Source organism: Streptomyces sp. DSM 15324 (genome assembly GCF_001514285.1).
Lineage (GTDB): Bacteria > Actinomycetota > Actinomycetes > Streptomycetales > Streptomycetaceae > Streptomyces.
Genome location: NZ_KQ949023.1, coordinates 1,280,840 through 1,298,944, shown reverse-complemented (window position 1 = coordinate 1,298,944; position 18,105 = coordinate 1,280,840). Strand labels below are relative to the sequence as shown.

Here is an 18,105-nt window from a genome sequence, read left to right as displayed (position 1 = left end):
CGGACGCCACGGGCCTGCGGCGGGGGTACCGTGCGCGTGGCTGGAAAGTGGGGGGATCGAACCGGACAGGTCGGTGTCCGTCGACCGGGGGCGGGGAGAGCGACGTCGTTCACCCCGCGAGTGCGCCGCAGGCGTCATTGCCCACAGCGCTTACGGCTCATGCCCGCTGGTTAAGCTCGCGAAACCAGTCAGTAACGGCTACTTATGCGGCCCAACGCATAAGTAGCAGTCGAACTATCCTACGGCCGTTCCGAACAAACTGCCCAGGGCGTACGTCACACCGGCCGCGGCGCCACCGAGCGCGAGCTGCCGCAGTCCGCTGTACCACCAGGTACGGGCCGTCACCCGGGCCACGACCGCCCCGCAGGCGAAGAGTCCGAAGAGCGCCAGCAGGACGGCCGGCCACAGGGTGCTCGCACCGAGCAGATACGGCAGGACGGGCAGCAGCGCGCCCAGCGCGAAGGAGCCGAAGCTGGACACCGCGGCGACCAGCGGCGAGGGCAGGTCCGAGGGGTCGATGCCCAGCTCCTCGCGGGCGTGGATCTCCAGGGCCTGCTCGGGATCGCGGGAGAGCTGCGCGGCGACCTGGCGGGCGAGGTCGGCGTCAACGCCCCGGGCCTCGTACAGGGCGGCGAGCTCCGCCTCCTCGTCCTGGGGGTGCTTGCGCAGCTCCCGGCGCTCGACGTCCAGCTCGGCCTCGACGAGTTCGCGCTGCGAGGCGACGGAGGTGTACTCGCCGGCGGCCATGGAGAAGGCGCCGGCGGCGAGCCCGGCCAGCCCGGTCAGTACGACGGTCTGCTGACCGACGGCCCCGCCGGCGACACCGGTCATGAGGGCGAGGTTGGAGACCAGGCCGTCCATCGCGCCGAAGACGGCGGGGCGCAGCCAGCCGCCGTTCACATCCCGGTGCGTGTGGTTGTCGCGGTGCGCCTCGTGGAGCGGTGCCTCGATGTCGATGACGGCCATGAAATCCCCCAGGAAGGTGAGCGGAGCGAGGTGAGCGGAAGCCGGAGCAAGGTGAGCCAAAGCAAGGTGAGCCAAAGCTAACTTTGGACAGATTCTAATTTCTGACAACGCCAAAGTACGCCCCCGCATTCCTCTTCGCCAGCAAGGAGAGGCTCGGCTAACCTGCGCTTTTACCAGCGACCGCTCATTCGATCGGGAGCGCGCACAAATGTCGACCGGGTGATATGAGGGGATCCTAGGCTCGGGTCAACCGCCGATGGTGGGACACATCCGCAAACGGTTCCGCGCCCGTGCGGAGCCTGCGGCGGAGAGGCCCTGCATGCCAGCCATCCGTGAACGAGCCCGCGGCGCCCTGCTCGGCCTCGCCGTCGGAGACGCCCTCGGGGCGCCGGCCGAGAACCTGAAGCCCTCCGAGATCCGGGCCCGCTGGGGCCGCATCACGGGTTACGTCACCGACCGGCCGGCCGGCACGGACGACACCGAGTACACGATCTTCTCGGGACTGCTGCTGGCCCGGCACGGCTCGGCCCTGACCCAGGCCCACGTCGAGAGCGCCTGGCACGCGTGGATCGCCGACCGCGACGAGGGCCCCTTCCGGGGCGCCGGCTTCAGCGAGCGCGGCACGCTGGAGAACCTGCGCCGGGGCCTGGCCGCCCCGATCTCCGCCCAGCACCGCCACGCCTGGAGCGACGGGCTGGCCATGCGCGCGGCCCCCTTCGGCGTCTTCGCGGCGGGCCGCCCCGCCGAGGCCGCCCGCCTCGTCGCCGTCGACGGCTCGGTGAGCCACGACGGCGAGGGCATCTACGGCGGCCAGGCGGTCGCCGCGGGCGTGGCGGCGGCGATGGCGGGCGCGCCGACGACCGCGGTGGTCGCCGCCGCCCTCGCCGTCGTCCCCGAGGACTCCTGGACGGCCCGCTCCCTGCGCCGCGCGGTGGCCGTGGCGCACCGGGGCGAGCGCGCGGTGCGCTCCGCCGTCGTCATCGGCGGCTACCCCTGGACCGACCTCGCCCCCGAGGCCGTCGCCCTCGCCTTCGGCGCGTACGCGGCGGCGGACGGCGACTTCCCGGAAGCGGTGCTGACGGCCGTCAACATGGGCCGCGACGCCGACACCACGGCGGCGGTGGCCGGCGCCCTCGCCGGCGCCACCCGGGGCGTCGCGGCGATCCCCACCACCTGGGCGGCGGCCATCGGCCCGGCCCGCGGCACGTGCCTGCCCGCCATGGCCGGCCACCACATCCTCGACGTGGCGGAACTCCTCGTCCCGGACGACGGCGGCAAATGGGGAGCGGACCTGGTGGCCCCGGAGTCGGTCACCGACCTCCTCCACCGCATCCACGAGCCCACCGCATCGGAGGCGACGACATGACCCCACCGACCCCCTGGACCGAAGACACCCCACCCGCAAGGCCCCCGGGCGACACCGAACCACCGACGGAGGGCGCGGGGACAGCGGGGGCGGGGACGGGGCCGGGGAAGGGGGCTGGGGCCGGGGCGGAGGCCCGGACCGAGACAGGGGTCGGGACCGAGCCCCGGACCGAGACCCCCGCACGACCTGGGACCGAGACCGAGAAGGCGACGAAGACCGAGACGGATACGGATACGGATACGGATACGGATACGGAGACAGCGGCGAGGCCCCGGACGGACTCGGCGGCGCCGACAGGATCAGCGTCGGCCGGGACGGGCCTGCCCCCGGCACCGGGCAGAGCGGCCGGCCGGACGCGGGCGGCGACGCGGACGGGAGCAGGCCTGACGGCGACCACTGCGAGGGCAGGGAGCGGGGCGTCGGCAGCAGCGGCGACCGAGACGGTGGCGGTCGGGCCGTGGGTGGTCGTCGCGGAGCCGGGCGCGGCCGCGGGGGCCGGCGGCGGGGGCGCCCCGCCGGGGCCCACAGGGTCCCGGGCGGCGGCCGACGCCGCCGACCCGTCGACCGACGGCGCGGAGACCGCGGCGACGTCCGCACCCGGCGACGAGAGCCGCACGGGTCGTGCGGGTGGGAGACGGCGGGCCGACGGCGAAGCCGAGGCCCGTGTCCACGGCCTCCTGCTCGGCCTGGCCGCAGGCGACGCCGCCGGCTGGCCCGCCGCCCGCCACCGCGCCGCCCGCATGCCCGACTGGACCCGCCGCCTCACCCGCGAACTCGACACCTTCGCCGAGCACAACGCGACGACCACCCTCCCGGTCCCCATCGCCCTCAACCAGCCCCCCGAACCCCTCCGCCTCGGCCCCTCCGACGACGCCGAATGGGCCGCCTTCGCCGCGGAGGCGGTCCTGCGCGCCGGCGACGACACCGCCCTCGGCGACCTCAGCCGGGAACGCCGGATGCGCGCCGCCATCGACCTCACCTGGAACGCCCTCGCCTGCGAGGTCGCCGCCGCGGCCGACCGCGCCCCCGAGATCGAGTCCGCCGTCCTCCCGCTGCGCGCCCGCATCTCCGTCCGCGCCGGCCTCGGCAACCTCGCCGCCGGTCTGCGGCCGCCCGCCACCGGCCACGACAACCCGCACTACTTCGACGACGCCGCCTGCATGCGCGCCTGCGTCCTCGCCGTCGCCCACCCCGGCGACCCCCGACGCGCCGCCGAACTGGCCGAGTTCGACGCCCGCTACACCCAGGACGGCGACGGCGTGCACGGCGCCCGCGCGATGGCCGCGGCCGTCTCCCTCGCCCTGACCGGCGCACCCCCCGAGGCCTGCACGAGCGCGGCCCTCGCCGAACTCCCCGAGCACACCGAGATCGGCCGCAACGCCCGCCACGCCCTGCGTCTCGCGCTGGGCGCCGACAGCGCCTTCGCCCTGATCCCCCTCCTGGAACACGAGATCGTCGACCACGTCTACAGCTACGGCATCGCCGCCGCCGAGACGGTCCCGGTGGCCCTGGCCCTGGTGGGCGCCGCCCAGGGCCGGATCAGCGAAGCGGTGCCGGCGGCGGCCTGTCTGTCCCGGGTCGCCGACTCCGCCCCCGCCCTCGTGGGCGCGCTGGCGGGCGCCCTCGGCGGCAGGGACGCGATCCCCGCCTCCTGGCGGGACGCCTGCCGTGTCCTCTCCGGCTGCGCGCTCCCCCGCCTCACGGGCACCGACCTGGTGGAACTCGCCGGACTCCTGGAAGCCGTACAACCGGCGCCAGCAGGAGGATGATTCGGGGCATGACGCCCAAAGAAACAGAAACCGCCAGGGACCCGGAAAGCGCCCTGCCGGAAGCCGACCTGGACGAACGGATCACCGGGGCGCTCGTCGGCGCGGCGGTCGGCGACGCCCTGGGCGGCCCCGTCGAGGGCTACTCCCCCGACCGGATCGTGGAACGTCACGGCGGCCGCGTCCACGGCGTCGTCGGCCCCTGGAACGGCGACGCCTGGCGCACCGCCCGCCCGATCGCGCCGTACCACAAGGGCGACGGGCACGTCACCGACGACACCTTGATGACCCACGCCCTGATCAGGGTCTACGACCGGGTCCGCGACCACCTGGACGCCTACGCGATCACCGACCACCTGGTCCCGGACCTGATGACCACCCCCCGCTGGATCCCGGAGCTGGAGGCCGAGACCCTCCCCCTGCACCGGCTCTTCCTGGCGGAGAAGTGGCTGGTGGCCAGGCTCCACTACGGCCACGCGGACCCCCGCGAGGCCGGCACCGGCAACATCGTCAACTGCGGGGCGGCGATGTACATGGCCCCGGTCGGCCTGGTCAACGCGGCGAACCCGGCGGGCGCGTACGCCGAGGCCCTGGACATCGCGGGCGCGCACCAGTCCTCGTACGGCCGCGAGGCGGCGGGCGTCTTCGCGGCGGCCGTGGCGGCGGCCTGCGCCCCGGGCGCCACCCCGGACTCGGTCGTCACCGCCTGCCTGGCCCTCGCCAAGGACGGCACGCGCACCGCGATCGAGAAGGTCTGCGAAGAGGCGTCCCGGCACCGGGACTTCGAGTCGGCGCTGCTCCCGCTGCGCGAGGCGGTGGCCCCGTACGACACGGTGGGCCCCGACTACCGCGCCCCCTCCCTGGGCGCCCGCCGCCCCTCCCGTCTGCACGCGATCGAGGAACTCCCCGTCGCCCTCGGCATGGTGCTGGTGGCCGACGGCGACTACCGCCACGCGGTGCTCGGCGCGGTCAACTACGGCCGGGACTGCGACTCCATCGCCACCATGGCGGGCGCGCTCGCCGGCGCCCTCGGCTCCCCCGTCCCCGACGACTGGTCGAAGCAGGTCGCGGAGGCGAGCCGGCTGGACCTGCGGGAACCGCCCCGCGTCCTCGCCCGGGTCGCCCGGGAGATCTTCGCGAAGGACGTCCGGGCCCGCCGCTCCCACGAGAGGGCCTTCACCACCCTGCTCGGAGGCCGAGGATGCTCCGCCTGACCTGGGTCCAGCCGGAGGACCTGCTGGGCCACGAACTGCGCCAGGCCGCCCAGGACGGCCGCGAGCCGTCGGCCGTCGCCGCGCGCTGGCGGGCGGCGGGCGGCCCCGAGGCCCCCGACCGGGCCGGAGCCTCCCCCCGGCGCCCGTCCCGCTACCTGCGCCAACTGGCCGAGGACCTGCTGGACGAACTCGCCGACCTGCCGAGCAGGCTGGCCGAGGACGAGCCGACGGACCTGACCGCCGTCCGGCACAGCTGCGACTGGCCCCGCCCGGCCACGGCCGCCCGCCCCGCCCCCACCCGGGCCGCCCTGGAGGCCTCCTGGCTCGGCCGGGCGGTCGGCTGCCTCCTCGGCAAACCCGTGGAGAAACTTCCCCTCGACGCCATCCGCCAACTCGCCAGGTCGGCGGGGAACTGGCCGCTCACCGGCTACTTCACCGCCCAGGGAGTCCCCCCGCACCTCCTCGCCGAGCACCCCTGGAACCGCCGCTCCGCCGCCACCTCCCTCGCCGAGAACATCGACGGCATGCCCGAGGACGACGACCTCAACTACCCCCTTCTCAACCTGCTCCTGCTCCAGCGCCACGGCCCTCGCTTCACCCCCACCGACGTGGCGGCGCTCTGGCTCGACGAGTTGCCCCCCGGCCGCACCTTCACCGCCGAACGCATCGCCTTCCGCAACCTCCTCTGCGGTGTCGAACCCCCGCACACCGCCCGCCACCGCAACCCTTTCCGCGAGTGGATCGGCGCCCTCATCCGCGCGGACGTCCACGGCTGGACCAACCCCGGCGACCCGGCCGCCGCCGCGGAACAGGCCCACCGCGACGCCACCCTGACCCACACGGCCAACGGCGTCTACGCGGCCATGTTCACCGCGGCCGCCCTCGCCACGGCCGCCGGCGGCACCGCGGACGTCCACGCCTGTCTGCGCACCGGCCTGACGGTAATCCCGCCCCGCTCCCGGCTCGCGAAGGCCGTCACGCACGCGATCCAACTCGCCCAGGCCCACCGCGACTTCGACACGGTGGTGGACGAACTCCACACCGCCCACAAGGGTCTGCACTGGGTCCACGCGATCCCCAACACCGCCCTGATCGCAGCCGCCCTGACCCACGCCGACGGCGACTTCACCGGCTCGATCTGCCGCGCGGTGTCCGGCGGCCTGGACACCGACTCCAACGGCGCGACGGCGGGCAGCATCGCCGGCCTCCTCGCCGGCGACCCCGCCGCCCTCCCCGCGCGCTGGACGGCGCCCCTGAAGAACCGCCTCGCCACCTCCGTCACCGGCTTCGACGGCATCGGTTTCGACGCCCTCGCCGACCTGACCTGGTCCCTCACCCACCGGGAGGCATCCCGCCCATGACCGACATCGTCGTGCTCGGCAGCACGAACATGGATCTCGTCACCTACGTCGAGAAGGCCCCGCAGCGCGGGGAGACCGTGACGGGACGGGAGTTCCGTACGATCCCCGGCGGCAAGGGCGCCAACCAGGCGCTGGCCGCCGCGCACGCCGGAGGCACCGTCTCGATGATCGGCGCGGTCGGCAACGACTCCTTCGGCGCCCGGCTGCGCTCCACCCTCGAACACTCGGGTGTGAACACCGACCACCTGCGCACCGTCGAGTTCCCCTCCGGCACCGCGCACATCGTCGTCGACGACGACGGCGGCAACGCGATCGTCGTCGTCCCCGGCGCCAACGCCACCGTCGACCATCTCGCCCCCGGCGACGCGGTCCTCATCGCCTCCGCCGACGCCCTCCTGCTCCAGTTGGAGATCCCGCTGCCCGCGGTCGTCGCGGGCGCCCGGGCGGCCCGCGCCCACGGGGTCCGTACGATCCTCACCCCGGCCCCCGCCCAGCCGCTGCCGCCCGAACTGCTCGCCGCCACCGACCTGCTGGTCCCCAACGAGCACGAGGCGACCGCGCTCACCGGCCGCACCGACCCCCGCGAGGCCGCCACCGCGCTGCTGGAGCTCGTCCCGGAGGTCGTGATCACCCTCGGCGCGGCCGGCTGCCTGCACGCGGCACGCGGCGCCGAGCCGCTCACCGTGCCCGCCCCGCAGGTCGCCGCCGTCGACTCCACCGGCGCGGGCGACACGTTCGTCGGCGCCCTCGCCGTGGCCCTCGGCGAGGAACGCCCCGTCCGTCAGGCCCTGGCCTGGGCGGCCGCGGCGGCCGCGCTCTCGGTCCAGCGGCCGGGCGCCTCCGCGTCGATGCCGTACCGCTCCGCGATCGACAAGCAGTACGCGTCGTGACCGGGACCGCCACCGGGAGCCTCCCGCCGCTGCACGGTCTGCGCGTCCTCGACCTCGCCACCCTCTTCGCCGGCCCGCTCGCCGCCACCCTGCTCGGCGACTACGGCGCGGAGGTGGTCAAGGTGGAGCACCCCGCGAAACCCGACCCGTCCCGCGGCCACGGCCCCGCCAAGGACGGCATCGGTCTGTGGTGGAAACTCCTCGGCCGCAACAAGCGCACGATCACCCTGAACCTCTCCACCCCCGGAGGCCGCGCCACCCTGCTGCGGCTCGCCGCCGACGCCGATGTGATCATCGAGAACTTCCGCCCGGGCACCCTGGAGAAGTGGGACCTCGGCTGGGAGGAGCTGTCCGCCGCCAACCCCCGGCTGGTCCTCGCCCGGGTCACCGCCTTCGGCCAGTTCGGGCCGTACGCCCACCGCCCCGGCTTCGGCACCCTCGCCGAGGCGATGAGCGGCTTCGCCGCGATCACCGGGGAGCCGGACGCGCCGCCGACACTCCCGCCGTTCGGCCTCGCCGACTCCATCACCGCCCTGGCCACCGCCTACGCCGTCATGACCGCCCTCGCCGCACGGGAGCGCACCGGGCACGGCCAGGTCGTGGACATGGCGATCATCGAGCCGATGCTGGCGGTCCTCGGCCCGCAGCCCCTCTGGTACGACCAGCTCGGATACGTCCAGCGGCGCACCGGCAACCGCTCCGCCAACAACGCCCCGCGCAACACCTACCGCACGGCCGACGGCACCTGGGTCGCCGTCTCCACCTCGGCCCAGTCGATCGCGGAGCGCGTGCTGCGGCTGGTCGGCCGCCCGGAGCTGATCGACGAGCCGTGGTTCGCGACGGGCGCCGGCCGGGCCGAGCACGCCGACGTCCTCGACCGGGCCGTCGGCGCGTGGATCGCGGCCCGCCCCCGCACCGAGGTGCTCGCCGCCTTCGAGAAGGCGGAGGCCGCCGTCGCCCCGATCCAGGACGTACGGGACGTGATGGACGACCCCCAGTACCAGGCCCTCGGCACGGTCATCGCCGTGGACGACCCCGAACTGGGCCGGATCCGTATGCAGAACGTCCTGTTCCGGCTCTCGGAGACCCCAGGCGCGATCCGCTGGACCGGCCGCCCGCACGGCGCCGACACCGACGAGGTGCTCACGCAGCTGGGCCTGACCCCGGCCGAGCTGGCCGCGCTGCGAGCGGAGGGCGCGCTGTGACGCCGTTCCCGCTGACCTGGCTGTACGCCCCCGGGGACCGCCCGCACACCGTCACCAAGGCCCTCGCCTCGGGTGCCGACGTCGTGATCATCGACCTGGAGGACGCGGTCGCCCCCGACCGCAAGGCCTACGCCCGCAAGGCCACCGCCGAACGCCTCGCCGAACCCCAGCCCGTCCCGGTGCACGTCCGGGTGAACGCCCTGGACGGGCCGCTGGCCTCCGCCGACCTCCAGGCGGTGGCCGCGCTGCCCGGCGTGGCGGGACTGCGGCTGCCGAAGGTGACGGCCCCGCACCAGATCGCCCGTATCGCCGAGAACACCGCCCCGGCCGACGGCGGCGCACCCCCGCTGTACGCCCTGCTGGAGAGCGCCCTCGGCATCGAACACGCCTACGCCATCGCCGGCGCGCACCCGGCCCTGCGGGGCATCGCCCTCGGCGAGGCCGACCTCCGGGCCGACCTCGGCATCCGCGCCGACGCGGGCCTCGACTGGTGCCGCTCCCGGGTCGTCGTCGCCGCCCGCGCCGCGGGACTCGCCCCGCCGCCGCAGTCCGTCCACCCCGACACCCGGGACCTCAACGGTCTCGCGGCCTCCTGCGCGCACGGCCGCACCCTCGGCTTCCTGGGGCGCGCCGCGATCCACCCGCGCCAGCTCCCCATCATCGAGCGCGCCTACCTGCCCACCGAGCAGGAACTGGACGAGGCCGAGACCATCGTCAAGGCGGCGGTGACGGAACAGGGCGCCCAGGCGCTGCCGGACGGCCGCTTCATCGACGCGGCGGTGGTGGCGGCGGCCCAGCGCACCCTGTCCCTGGCCGGCCGCATCTAGCCCCTGTGCGACGACGAGGGCGCCCGGAAAACCCGGGCGCCCTCGTCGTCGTGGAACCGGTGGGACCGGCCGTCAGCTCTTCTTCCCCGCCGACTCGGCCGCGTCCTTTTCCCCGGCCTTGTCCTCGGCCTTTTCCTCGGCCTTTTCTTCGGCCTCGGTCTTGCCCTCGGTCTTGTCGCCGGCCTTGCCCTCCGGCTCGTTCTCCGACTCGGCCGCACCGTCGGCTCCGGCCTCGCCGTCGGAGACACCGGGCTCCACGATCTCTTCGCGCCCCGGCCGCTTCTTCGCCGACACCACGAGGTACGTCACCGCGAGCAGGCCCACGACGATCGCGGTCCAGACGTTGAGCCGGACACCCAGGATGTGGTGGGCGTCGTCGATGCGCATGTACTCGATCCAGCCGCGCCCCGCGCAGTACGCCGCGACGTACAGCGCGAACGCCCGGCCGTGCCCCAGCGTGAAGCGGCGGTCCGCCCAGATGACGAGGAGGGCGACGCCGATGCACCACAGCGACTCGTACAGGAACGTCGGGTGGTAGTACCCCGGCACCCGGCCGTCCACGGAGGACGTGATGTGCAGGGCCCAGGGCAGGTCGGTCGGCTTGCCGTAGAGCTCCTGGTTGAACCAGTTGCCCCAGCGGCCGATGGCCTGCGCGAGGGCGATGCCGGGAGCGATGGCGTCGGCGTAGGCGGGCAGGGCGATGCCCCGGCGTCGGCAGCCGATCCAGGCGCCGACCGCGCCCAGGGCGATCGCACCCCAGATGCCGAGGCCGCCCTCCCAGACCTTGAAGGAGTCCACCCAGTCACGGCCCTCGGTGAAGTAGAGCTCGTAGTCCGTGATCACGTGGTAGAGCCGGCCGCCGACCAGTCCGAAGGGCACCGCCCAGACCGCGATGTCGGCCACCGTGCCGGCCCGCCCGCCCCGGGCGAGCCAGCGCTTGTTGCCGAGCCAGACCGCGACGAAGACGCCGATGATGATGCAGAACGCGTAGCCGCGCAGCGGAATGGGGCCGAGGTACAGCACCCCGCGCGACGGGCTGGGAATGTAGGCAAGTTCCATGGCAGGTCCGACGCTACCCTGCCGCACCGGGCACACGGCGGGCGGCCCGGCTACGGCTCCATAACGGACCGGTGAGAAACGCTCACCCCTGGTTGGCCTCCTCCACCATCCGCTTGAACTTCGCCGGTGTCATCGTCTGGTCCTGGTAGATGTTCTTGCCGTTGAACAACACGGTCGGCGTGCCGCCGAAGCCGCCGCTCTGGAAGGCCTGGTGGGACTTCACGACCCAGCTGGTGTGCGTGCCCTTCTCCACACAGGCGCGGAACGCCGGCGTGTCGAGGCCGTCGACCTTTCCGGCCAGCTCGATCAGCTTGCCGTTCTTGCTGTACGCGTCGTCCGTTTCGACCGGCTGGTTCTCGTACAGCACGTCGTGGTACGCCGTGAACTTCCCGGCGTCCTGGGCGCAGGCCGCCGCGTTGGCCGCGTTGCGGGAGCCGCTGCCGCCCATGTTGCCGTCGATGAGGGTGGCCAGGTGGTACTCGACGCGCAGCTTCCCGGCGCCGGTCAGTTCGTGGATCGTCGGTCTGTACGCCGTCTCGAAGGCCTTGCAGGCCGGGCAGCGGAAGTCCTCCCACACCGTGAGCGTGGCCTTGGCGTCGTCCTTGCCGACCGGGATCGCCAGGGCGTCCTTGCCCTGGGCTCCCGAGGGCGCCACGACGGGGCCGGACTTGGCACTGTCCTCGTCCTTGCCGGAGTTCGCCGCGACGACACCGATCACCGCGGCCAGGCCCAGCACACAGACCACGCTCGCGCCGACGATCAGTGTGCGCCGCCGCCGCTCGGCGGCCTTCTGCTTCTCGCGCTCCACCGCCAGCCGCTCCCGGGCGGTGCGCTTTCCCTCACGATTCTTCTCGCTCACACCCCCAGAACGAACCGGGGAGGCGCATTGCGCCTCCCCGGTCCCAGGTCCACCCGTACGGGTGAACCCTGCGAAATGTCCCGCTCTGTCACATGCCCCGCTCGGTCACGCCTGTCCGCGCACGCCCTTCGCCAGCTCACCGGCGAGCGCGCGGACGGCCTCGACGCCGGCCGCGTCGTCGGGGGCGTCCAGCATCCGCTTGACGAAGGCCGAGCCGACGATCACCCCGTCGGCGAAGCCCGCGACCTCGGCGGCCTGGCGGGCGTCGGAGACGCCGAGGCCGACGCAGACCGGCAGGCCCGAGCCGGTGGCCCGGGTGCGTTCGACCAGGTCCTGGGCCTGCGCGCCGACCGACTCACGGGTGCCGGTGACACCCATCAGCGAGGCGGCGTAGACGAAGCCGCTGCCCGCCGCGGTGATCCGCGCGAGCCGCTCGTCCTTGCTGCTGGGCGCCACGACGAACACCGTCGCGAGGCCGTGCTTCTCGGCGTGCTCCCTCCACAGCCCCGCCTCCTGCACCGGCAGGTCGGGCAGGATGCAGCCGGCGCCGCCCGCCTCGGCGAGTTCGGCGGTGAAGCGCTCGACGCCGTAGCGGTCGATGGGGTTCCAGTACGTCATGACGAGCACCGGCTTCCCGGTGGCCTCGTGGGCCTCCTTCACCGTGCGCATGACGTCCGCGATCCTGACGCCGCCCCGCAGGGCGATGTCGTCGGCGGTCTGGATGACCGGGCCGTCCAGGACGGGGTCGCTGTGCGGCAGACCGACCTCGACGACGTCCGCGCCGCCGTCGAAGACGGCCTTGATCGCCTCGATGCCGCCGTCCACGGTCGGGAACCCGGCCGGGAGGTAGGCGATGAGCGCGGAACGGCCCTCGGCCTTGGCGGCGGCGAGGGTGTCCGACAGCAGTTGGATGTTCCCGCTCACCGGGCGTCCCCCTCGATCTCGGCGGTGTCGGCCGCGTCGGCGGCGACCTCGGCGTCGGTGTCGTACAGCCCGAAGTAGCGGGCGGCCGTGTCCATGTCCTTGTCGCCGCGGCCGGACAGGTTGACGACGATCAGTCCGTCCCCGCCCAGCTCCTTGCCGACCTCCAGCGCGCCGGCGAGGGCGTGCGCGGACTCGATGGCCGGGATGATGCCCTCGGTGCGCGAGAGCAGGCGCAGGGCCTGCATGGCGGCGTCGTCGGTGACCGCGCGGTACTCGCCGCGGCCGCTGTCCTTGAGGTAGGAGTGCTCGGGGCCGATGCCCGGGTAGTCCAGGCCGGCCGAGATGGAGTACGGCTCGGTGATCTGGCCCTCGTCGTCCTGGAGGACGTAGGAGCGCGAACCGTGCAGGATGCCGGGCTCGCCGGCGGTGAGGGTCGCCGCGTGCTCGCCGGTCTCCACGCCGTGGCCGGCCGGCTCGCAGCCGATCAGGCGGACGGAGGCGTCCGGGATGAAGGCGTGGAACAGGCCGATGGCGTTGGAGCCGCCGCCGACGCAGGCGATCGCCGCGTCGGGGAGGCGTCCGGCGCGCTCCAGCAGCTGGCGGCGGGCCTCGACGCCGATGACCCGGTGGAAGTCGCGGACCATCGCCGGGAAGGGGTGGGGACCGGCGACCGTGCCGAAGAGGTAGTGGGTGCGGTCGACGTTGGCCACCCAGTCGCGGAACGCCTCGTTGATGGCGTCCTTCAGGGTGCGGCTGCCGGACTTCACCGCGACGACCTCGGCGCCGAGCATGCGCATACGGGCGACGTTGAGGGCCTGGCGCCGGGTGTCGATCTCCCCCATGTAGATCGTGCACTCGAGGCCGAACAGGGCGCAGGCGGTGGCGGTGGCCACGCCGTGCTGGCCCGCGCCGGTCTCGGCGATGACCCTCGTCTTGCCCATGCGCTTGGTGAGCAGGGCCTGCCCGAGGACGTTGTTGATCTTGTGGGAGCCGGTGTGGTTGAGGTCCTCCCGCTTCAGGAAGATCCTCGCTCCGCCGGCGTGCTCGGCGAACCGGGGCACCTCGGTCAGCGAGCTGGGGCGGCCGGTGTAGTGGACCAGCAGGTCGTCGAGTTCGCGGGCGAACTCCGGGTCGTGCTTGGCCTTGTCGTACTCGACGGCCACCTCGTCCACGGCGGCGACGAGGGCCTCCGGGATGAACTTGCCGCCGAACGCGCCGAAGTAGCCCTCGGCGGTGGGGACCTGCCCCTCGGGGTCGGGAATGAAGAAGTCGCTGGGCATGCGGATACCTCACGGTGAGTGTGGGTGGAGAAACACGAATCGCCGTGGGGGCGGGGGTGGTCGGACGGCCTCGGGTCGTCAGTGGCTGGTCGCGCAGTTCCCCGCGCCCCTGGAGGGGCGCTGCCATCGACGTCCGTTGACCTGCCCCGGTTCGTCTCCGATGACGTACCGCACGCGGCGGCCGTGGACACGCCTCGCCGGGGCTCGGCAGCCCCTCGGGCGGCAGCCGCGCGCGAGGCGGGCGTACCGGTCCACGGTCGTCATGGTGGGAGTCATCGGGGTCAGCCTAGCGGGTGATCAGCCCCGGCCGTGGCGCAGTGCGGGGTGCTCGCCCGCCGCCACCAGGTCCGCCACCGCCGTCTTCGGGTCGCGGCCGGTCACCAGGGACTCCCCGACCAGGACCGCGTCGGCGCCCGCGTTGGCGTACGCGATCAGGTCGTGGGGGCCGCGGACGCCGGACTCGGCGACCTTGACGATGTGGTCGGGGATCTCGGGGGCGACCCGCTCGAAGGTGGAGCGGTCGACCTCCAGGGTCTTCAGGTTGCGCGCGTTGACGCCGATGATCCGGGCGCCCGCGTCGACCGCGCGCTCGACCTCGTCCTCGTCGTGCACCTCGACGAGCGGGGTGAGGCCGATGGAGACGGCGCGCTCGATCAGCGACTCCAGGGCGGGCTGGTCGAGGGCGGCCACGATCAGCAGCGCGAGGTCGGCGCCGTGCGCCCGGGCCTCCCAGAGCTGGTACGAGGTGACGATGAAGTCCTTGCGCAGGACCGGGATGTCCACCCGCGCGCGGACGGCGTCCAGGTCGGCGAGGGACCCGCCGAAGCGGCGCTCCTCGGTGAGGACGGAGATGACGGCCGCGCCGCCCGCCTCGTAGTCGGCGGCGAGGCCGGCCGGGTCGGCGATGGCGGCCAGCGCGCCCTTGGACGGGCTGGAGCGCTTCACCTCGCAGATCACCTTGACGCCGTCGCCCTTGAGCGCGGCGACGCCGTCCTTGGCGGCGGGCGCCTTGGCCGCGCGCTCCTTCAGCTCGTCGAGGCTGACGCGCGCCTGCCGCTCCGCGAGGTCGGCACGGACTCCGTCGATGATCTCGTCGAGCACACTCACGCGAGCGGCCCCCTTTCGGGCAACCAGTGGAAAACGATGGTCACTGCGATGGTATCCGCAGGAGGGGTGAGGCCTCACATCCGGTGGAGCGCGGTGTCACCACCTGGACGTCCGGCCGTCGATCAAGGGTGCAGCCAGCCGCCGAAGGGCAGGTTCCGGACGACCGTGAAGACCAGGACCGACGCGCCCAGCGACCACAGGGCGACCGGGCGGAGGTCGATCCGCAGCGGCCGGCCGCGGGCCGCGCGGACCACCCAGACGGTCCACAGGACGGCGAAGAGCAGATAGCCGGTCACCGCGAGCGCGTTGTCGTGCAGGGCGGTGAGCGGGTCCCCGTGCACGAAGGCGTGCGCGCTGCGCAGTCCGCCGCAGCCCGGGCAGTACAGCCCGGTGACGCGCAGCAGGGGGCAGACGGGGTAGTGGCCGGGTTCGTTGGGGTCGACTGCGCCGACGTAGGCGAAGGCCACGGCGACGGCGGCGAGGATCCCGGCGGGCACGGCCAGGCGTCCGGCGGCGGTGGTCGTCACCCGCTGGCTGTCGGCGTTCACGTCTCGCATTGTGCCCCGGGCGGGACGCACACGCGCGTGAGGGGCGGCCGGTGTGCTCACCGGCCGCCCCTCACGGGACGTCGTGCGGACGCTCAGCCCTCGGCGGCGGCGGGCTCGGCCTTCACCGTCGCCGCGGTCCTGTGTACCGGGTGGACGTCCTTCGGCTGGCCCAGACCGGCGGCGCGCATGGCGGCGCCGACGACCCCGCCGAGGGCCACGATCACCATGCCGGCCCAGAAGCCCACGGGCTGCGCCATCACCATGAACGCGCCCGCGACGCAGAAACCGATGAAGGCGATGGTGACACCGGTCCAGGCGGCCGGGGTGTGTCCGTGGCTGCTGCCCGCCATGACTTGCTCCTCATTGCTGTCTAAGTGTCGCTGTCTGTGTGTCCGTCCGAGCCGGGGGCTCGGGTCCATTGTCCCGTACGCGCACGCGTGGCGGACGCGGGGGTGGCTTCCGTTCGCGTCTGATGCACCACACCGGGAGGCCCGCGGCGGGTGGGCGGCGCGCGGTCAGGCGGGGTCGGCGCCCGTGGGGTCCTCGCCGCGGTCCAGGGCCTTCCAGATCTCCTCGGGCCGCTCGGGGTCGACGGGCCGGGCCGCCCGCCGCTGACGGGGGGCACCGGAGCGTTCGTAGCGGCCGGACATGGCGGGCCACTGACGGCCGTAACGCAGGGCGAGCAGGCCCGCCAGCAGGATGAGGACCCCACCGACGACCGCGACGTAGGGCCAGGCGGTGTGGGTGAAGGAGGCGACGGAGGCGGAGGTGTCGCCGGAGGCCCGCGCGGCCTGTTCGTCGAGGGCCGAGTCGTCGGAGGCGCCGGTCAGGGCGGCGACGACGATGCCGACGCCGGAGAGCGCGAGGAGTGCGGAGACAGCGAGCCGGCCGGCCTTGCGGACGGCGAAGACGGCGACGAGCGCGGCGAGGCCCACTATGGCGAGCGCCGCGGGCACGCCCGTGACGTCGCTGCCCCTGGCGGTGAGGGCGAAGGGGCCGCCGGCCACCGTCGCCGTGCCCTCGGACCAGCGCTGCCGGGTGGAGAGCAGGGCCACGGCCGCGCCCAGCGCCCCGGACAGCAGGGCGAGACCGAGGCTCAGCCGGCCGGCCCGGGCGGAGGCGGCGGATACGGAACGGGGGTGAGGTACAGCAGTCACGGAGTCCACTATCGCCTGAACCCCGGGCGAAGCGTCACCCGGGGCTCAGTGATTCGCGCCCCACCGCGCGGGAGGGCTACTTCACGAGCCGGTTCGCGGTGTGGACCGCGCGCAGGACCGCCGCCGCCTTGTTGCGGCACTCCTGGTCCTCGGCGACGGGGTCGGAGTCGGCGACGATGCCGGCACCGGCCTGGACGTAGGCGGTGCCGTCGCGCAGCAGGGCGGTACGGATGGCGATGGCGGTGTCGGAGTCGCCCGCGAAGTCCAGGTAGCCCACGCAGCCGCCGTACAGGCCGCGCCGGGACGGCTCCAGCTCGTCGATGATCTGCATGGCGCGGGGCTTGGGGGCGCCGGAGAGGGTGCCGGCGGGGAAGCAGGCGGTGAGGACGTCGAAGGCGGTGCGGCCCGGGGCGACCTTGCCGGTGACGGTCGAGACGATGTGCATGACGTGGGAGTACCGCTCGATGGACATGAAGTCGACGACCTCGACGGAGCCGGGCTCGCAGACCCGCCCCAGGTCGTTGCGGCCGAGGTCGACGAGCATGAGGTGCTCGGCGCGCTCCTTGGGGTCGGCGAGGAGCTCGTCGGCGAGGGCCTGATCCTCCTGCGGGGTGGCGCCGCGGTGCCGGGTGCCGGCGATGGGGTGGACCATCGCCCGCCCGTCCTCGACCTTGACCAGGGCCTCGGGGGACGAGCCGACGACGTCGAAGGCACCGCCTTCGCCGTCGGGGAAACGGAACAGGTACATGTACGGCGAGGGGTTGGTGGCCCGCAGGACGCGGTAGACGTCCAGCGCGCTCGCCGTGCACGGCGTCTCGAAGCGCTGTGAGGGGACGACCTGGAAGGCCTCGCCTGCGCGGATGCGCTCCTTGATGTCGTCGACGGCCGCGCGGAAGTCGGGGCCGCCCCACAGCGCGGTGTACTCGGGCAGCTCGGAGGGCGGCAGCACGGCCGGGGGCTGGGCCACCGCGCGCGTGAGGTCGGCCTCCATGGCGTCGAGGCGTGCCACCGCGTCCGCGTAGGCCTCGTCGACGCCGGTGTCGAGGTCATTGTGGTTGATCGCGTTGGCGATCAGCAGGACCGAGCCCTCCCAGTGGTCCATGACGGCGAGGTCGCTGGTGAGGAGCATGGTCAGTTCGGGCAGCCGCAGGTCGTCGCGCTCGCCGGGGCCGATCTTCTCCAGGCGGCGCACGATGTCGTAGCCGAGGTAGCCGACCATGCCGCCGGTGAAGGGCGGCAGACCCTCCTGGTGCGGGGTGTGCAGGGTCTCGATGGTGGCGCGCAGCGCGGCGAGCGGGTCGCCGTCGACGGGGACGCCGACGGGCGGGGCGCCGAGCCAGTGGGCCTGTCCGTCGCGGGCCGTCAGGGTCGCCGCGGACCGGACGCCCACGAAGGAGTACCGGGACCAGGAGCGGCCGTTCTCCGCGGACTCCAGCAGGAAGGTGCCGGGGCGCTCGGCGGCGAGCTTTCGGTAGAGCGCGACCGGGGTGTCGCCGTCGGCGAGGAGCTTGCGGGTGACCGGGATGACCCGTCGGTCGGTGGCCAGCTTGCGGAACGTCTCGAGGTCCATGGCGGC

The 18,105-nt window shown here is 73.9% G+C and carries 18 protein-coding genes; 7 read left to right on the top strand and 11 right to left on the bottom strand.

Going from position 1 to position 18,105, the window contains the following annotated elements; translation table 11 throughout:
• Positions 1-234: 234 nt before the first annotated feature.
• Positions 235-966: a VIT1/CCC1 transporter family protein gene (locus AQJ58_RS05710; protein WP_067245323.1), complete on the bottom strand. Its 732-nt coding sequence runs from the start codon at positions 964-966 to the stop codon at positions 235-237.
• 319 nt (positions 967-1,285) lie between these two features.
• Between AQJ58_RS05710 and AQJ58_RS05705 the strand changes: the two genes are divergently transcribed.
• The 7 genes from AQJ58_RS05705 (at position 1,286) to AQJ58_RS05675 (ending at position 9,595) form a co-directional block, all read left to right on the top strand.
• On the top strand, positions 1,286-2,332 hold the full coding sequence (locus AQJ58_RS05705) for an ADP-ribosylglycohydrolase family protein (protein WP_067245320.1): 1,047 nt from the start codon (positions 1,286-1,288) through the stop codon (positions 2,330-2,332).
• A gap of 443 nt (positions 2,333-2,775) precedes the next feature.
• Positions 2,776-4,101, top strand: a complete 1,326-nt coding sequence (locus tag AQJ58_RS05700; protein WP_079078705.1) for an ADP-ribosylglycohydrolase family protein — start codon at positions 2,776-2,778, stop codon at positions 4,099-4,101.
• A gap of 8 nt (positions 4,102-4,109) precedes the next feature.
• On the top strand, positions 4,110-5,312 hold the full coding sequence (locus AQJ58_RS05695) for an ADP-ribosylglycohydrolase family protein (protein ID WP_067245318.1): 1,203 nt from the start codon (positions 4,110-4,112) through the stop codon (positions 5,310-5,312).
• On the top strand, positions 5,300-6,673 hold the full coding sequence (locus AQJ58_RS05690) for an ADP-ribosylglycohydrolase family protein (RefSeq protein WP_067245315.1): 1,374 nt from the start codon (positions 5,300-5,302) through the stop codon (positions 6,671-6,673). Before AQJ58_RS05695 ends, AQJ58_RS05690 begins: the two co-directional genes overlap by 13 nt.
• Positions 6,670-7,563 carry a ribokinase gene (gene rbsK / locus AQJ58_RS05685; RefSeq protein ID WP_067245313.1) on the top strand — a complete coding sequence of 298 codons (894 nt, stop codon included), beginning with the start codon at positions 6,670-6,672 and terminating at the stop codon, positions 7,561-7,563. The genes AQJ58_RS05690 and rbsK overlap by 4 nt, the downstream gene beginning before the upstream one ends.
• Positions 7,560-8,768: a CaiB/BaiF CoA transferase family protein gene (locus AQJ58_RS05680; RefSeq protein WP_067245312.1), complete on the top strand. Its 1,209-nt coding sequence runs from the start codon at positions 7,560-7,562 to the stop codon at positions 8,766-8,768. Before rbsK ends, AQJ58_RS05680 begins: the two co-directional genes overlap by 4 nt.
• Positions 8,765-9,595 carry an HpcH/HpaI aldolase/citrate lyase family protein gene (locus tag AQJ58_RS05675; protein WP_067245311.1) on the top strand — a complete coding sequence of 277 codons (831 nt, stop codon included), beginning with the start codon at positions 8,765-8,767 and terminating at the stop codon, positions 9,593-9,595. Before AQJ58_RS05680 ends, AQJ58_RS05675 begins: the two co-directional genes overlap by 4 nt.
• Before the next feature lie 72 nt (positions 9,596-9,667).
• Here the strand turns inward: AQJ58_RS05675 and lgt are convergent, their stop codons facing one another.
• The 10 genes from lgt to AQJ58_RS05630 form a co-directional block, all read right to left on the bottom strand.
• Positions 9,668-10,654, bottom strand: a complete 987-nt coding sequence (gene lgt / locus AQJ58_RS05670; protein ID WP_079078703.1) for a prolipoprotein diacylglyceryl transferase — start codon at positions 10,652-10,654, stop codon at positions 9,668-9,670.
• An 82-nt stretch (positions 10,655-10,736) separates the two neighbouring features.
• Positions 10,737-11,513 (bottom strand): thioredoxin domain-containing protein, encoded by a 777-nt coding sequence (locus AQJ58_RS05665; protein WP_067245307.1) that lies wholly within the window; start codon positions 11,511-11,513, stop codon positions 10,737-10,739.
• 105 nt (positions 11,514-11,618) lie between these two features.
• On the bottom strand, positions 11,619-12,437 hold the full coding sequence (gene trpA / locus AQJ58_RS05660; protein ID WP_067245305.1) for a tryptophan synthase subunit alpha: 819 nt from the start codon (positions 12,435-12,437) through the stop codon (positions 11,619-11,621).
• Positions 12,434-13,717, bottom strand: coding sequence for a tryptophan synthase subunit beta (trpB, locus tag AQJ58_RS05655; RefSeq protein ID WP_067245302.1), 1,284 nt, complete (start codon positions 13,715-13,717; stop codon positions 12,434-12,436). Before trpB ends, trpA begins: the two co-directional genes overlap by 4 nt.
• A 78-nt stretch (positions 13,718-13,795) precedes the next feature.
• A complete protein-coding gene (gene trpM, locus AQJ58_RS45835; protein WP_420712137.1) occupies positions 13,796-13,981 on the bottom strand; it encodes a tryptophan biosynthesis modulator TrpM in 186 nt (61 codons plus the stop codon).
• Positions 13,982-14,014: 33 nt separating this feature from the next.
• Positions 14,015-14,824: an indole-3-glycerol phosphate synthase TrpC gene (gene trpC / locus AQJ58_RS05650; RefSeq protein ID WP_067245299.1), complete on the bottom strand. Its 810-nt coding sequence runs from the start codon at positions 14,822-14,824 to the stop codon at positions 14,015-14,017.
• A gap of 122 nt (positions 14,825-14,946) precedes the next feature.
• On the bottom strand, positions 14,947-15,381 hold the full coding sequence (locus AQJ58_RS05645) for a DUF2752 domain-containing protein (RefSeq protein WP_067245296.1): 435 nt from the start codon (positions 15,379-15,381) through the stop codon (positions 14,947-14,949).
• Positions 15,382-15,464: 83 nt separating this feature from the next.
• Positions 15,465-15,722: an HGxxPAAW family protein gene (locus AQJ58_RS05640; RefSeq protein ID WP_067245295.1), complete on the bottom strand. Its 258-nt coding sequence runs from the start codon at positions 15,720-15,722 to the stop codon at positions 15,465-15,467.
• A gap of 165 nt (positions 15,723-15,887) precedes the next feature.
• Positions 15,888-16,538 carry a TIGR02234 family membrane protein gene (locus AQJ58_RS05635; protein WP_067245293.1) on the bottom strand — a complete coding sequence of 217 codons (651 nt, stop codon included), beginning with the start codon at positions 16,536-16,538 and terminating at the stop codon, positions 15,888-15,890.
• A gap of 67 nt (positions 16,539-16,605) precedes the next feature.
• Positions 16,606-18,099 (bottom strand): anthranilate synthase component I, encoded by a 1,494-nt coding sequence (locus tag AQJ58_RS05630; RefSeq protein WP_067245292.1) that lies wholly within the window; start codon positions 18,097-18,099, stop codon positions 16,606-16,608.
• Between the last annotated feature and the right edge of the window lie 6 nt (positions 18,100-18,105).

Coding starts and splice junctions, on each gene's coding strand:
- AQJ58_RS05710 (WP_067245323.1), bottom strand. CDS start 966: ATGGCCGTCATCGACATCGAGGCACCGCTCCACGAGGCGCACCGCGAC.
- AQJ58_RS05705 (WP_067245320.1), top strand. CDS start 1,286: ATGCCAGCCATCCGTGAACGAGCCCGCGGCGCCCTGCTCGGCCTCGCC.
- AQJ58_RS05695 (WP_067245318.1), top strand. CDS start 4,110: ATGACGCCCAAAGAAACAGAAACCGCCAGGGACCCGGAAAGCGCCCTG.
- AQJ58_RS05690 (WP_067245315.1), top strand. CDS start 5,300: ATGCTCCGCCTGACCTGGGTCCAGCCGGAGGACCTGCTGGGCCACGAA.
- rbsK (WP_067245313.1), top strand. CDS start 6,670: ATGACCGACATCGTCGTGCTCGGCAGCACGAACATGGATCTCGTCACC.
- lgt (WP_079078703.1), bottom strand. CDS start 10,654: ATGGAACTTGCCTACATTCCCAGCCCGTCGCGCGGGGTGCTGTACCTC.
- trpB (WP_067245302.1), bottom strand. CDS start 13,717: ATGCCCAGCGACTTCTTCATTCCCGACCCCGAGGGGCAGGTCCCCACC.
- trpM (WP_420712137.1), bottom strand. CDS start 13,981: ATGACGACCGTGGACCGGTACGCCCGCCTCGCGCGCGGCTGCCGCCCG.
- AQJ58_RS05645 (WP_067245296.1), bottom strand. CDS start 15,381: ATGCGAGACGTGAACGCCGACAGCCAGCGGGTGACGACCACCGCCGCC.
- AQJ58_RS05640 (WP_067245295.1), bottom strand. CDS start 15,722: ATGGCGGGCAGCAGCCACGGACACACCCCGGCCGCCTGGACCGGTGTC.
- AQJ58_RS05630 (WP_067245292.1), bottom strand. CDS start 18,099: ATGGACCTCGAGACGTTCCGCAAGCTGGCCACCGACCGACGGGTCATC.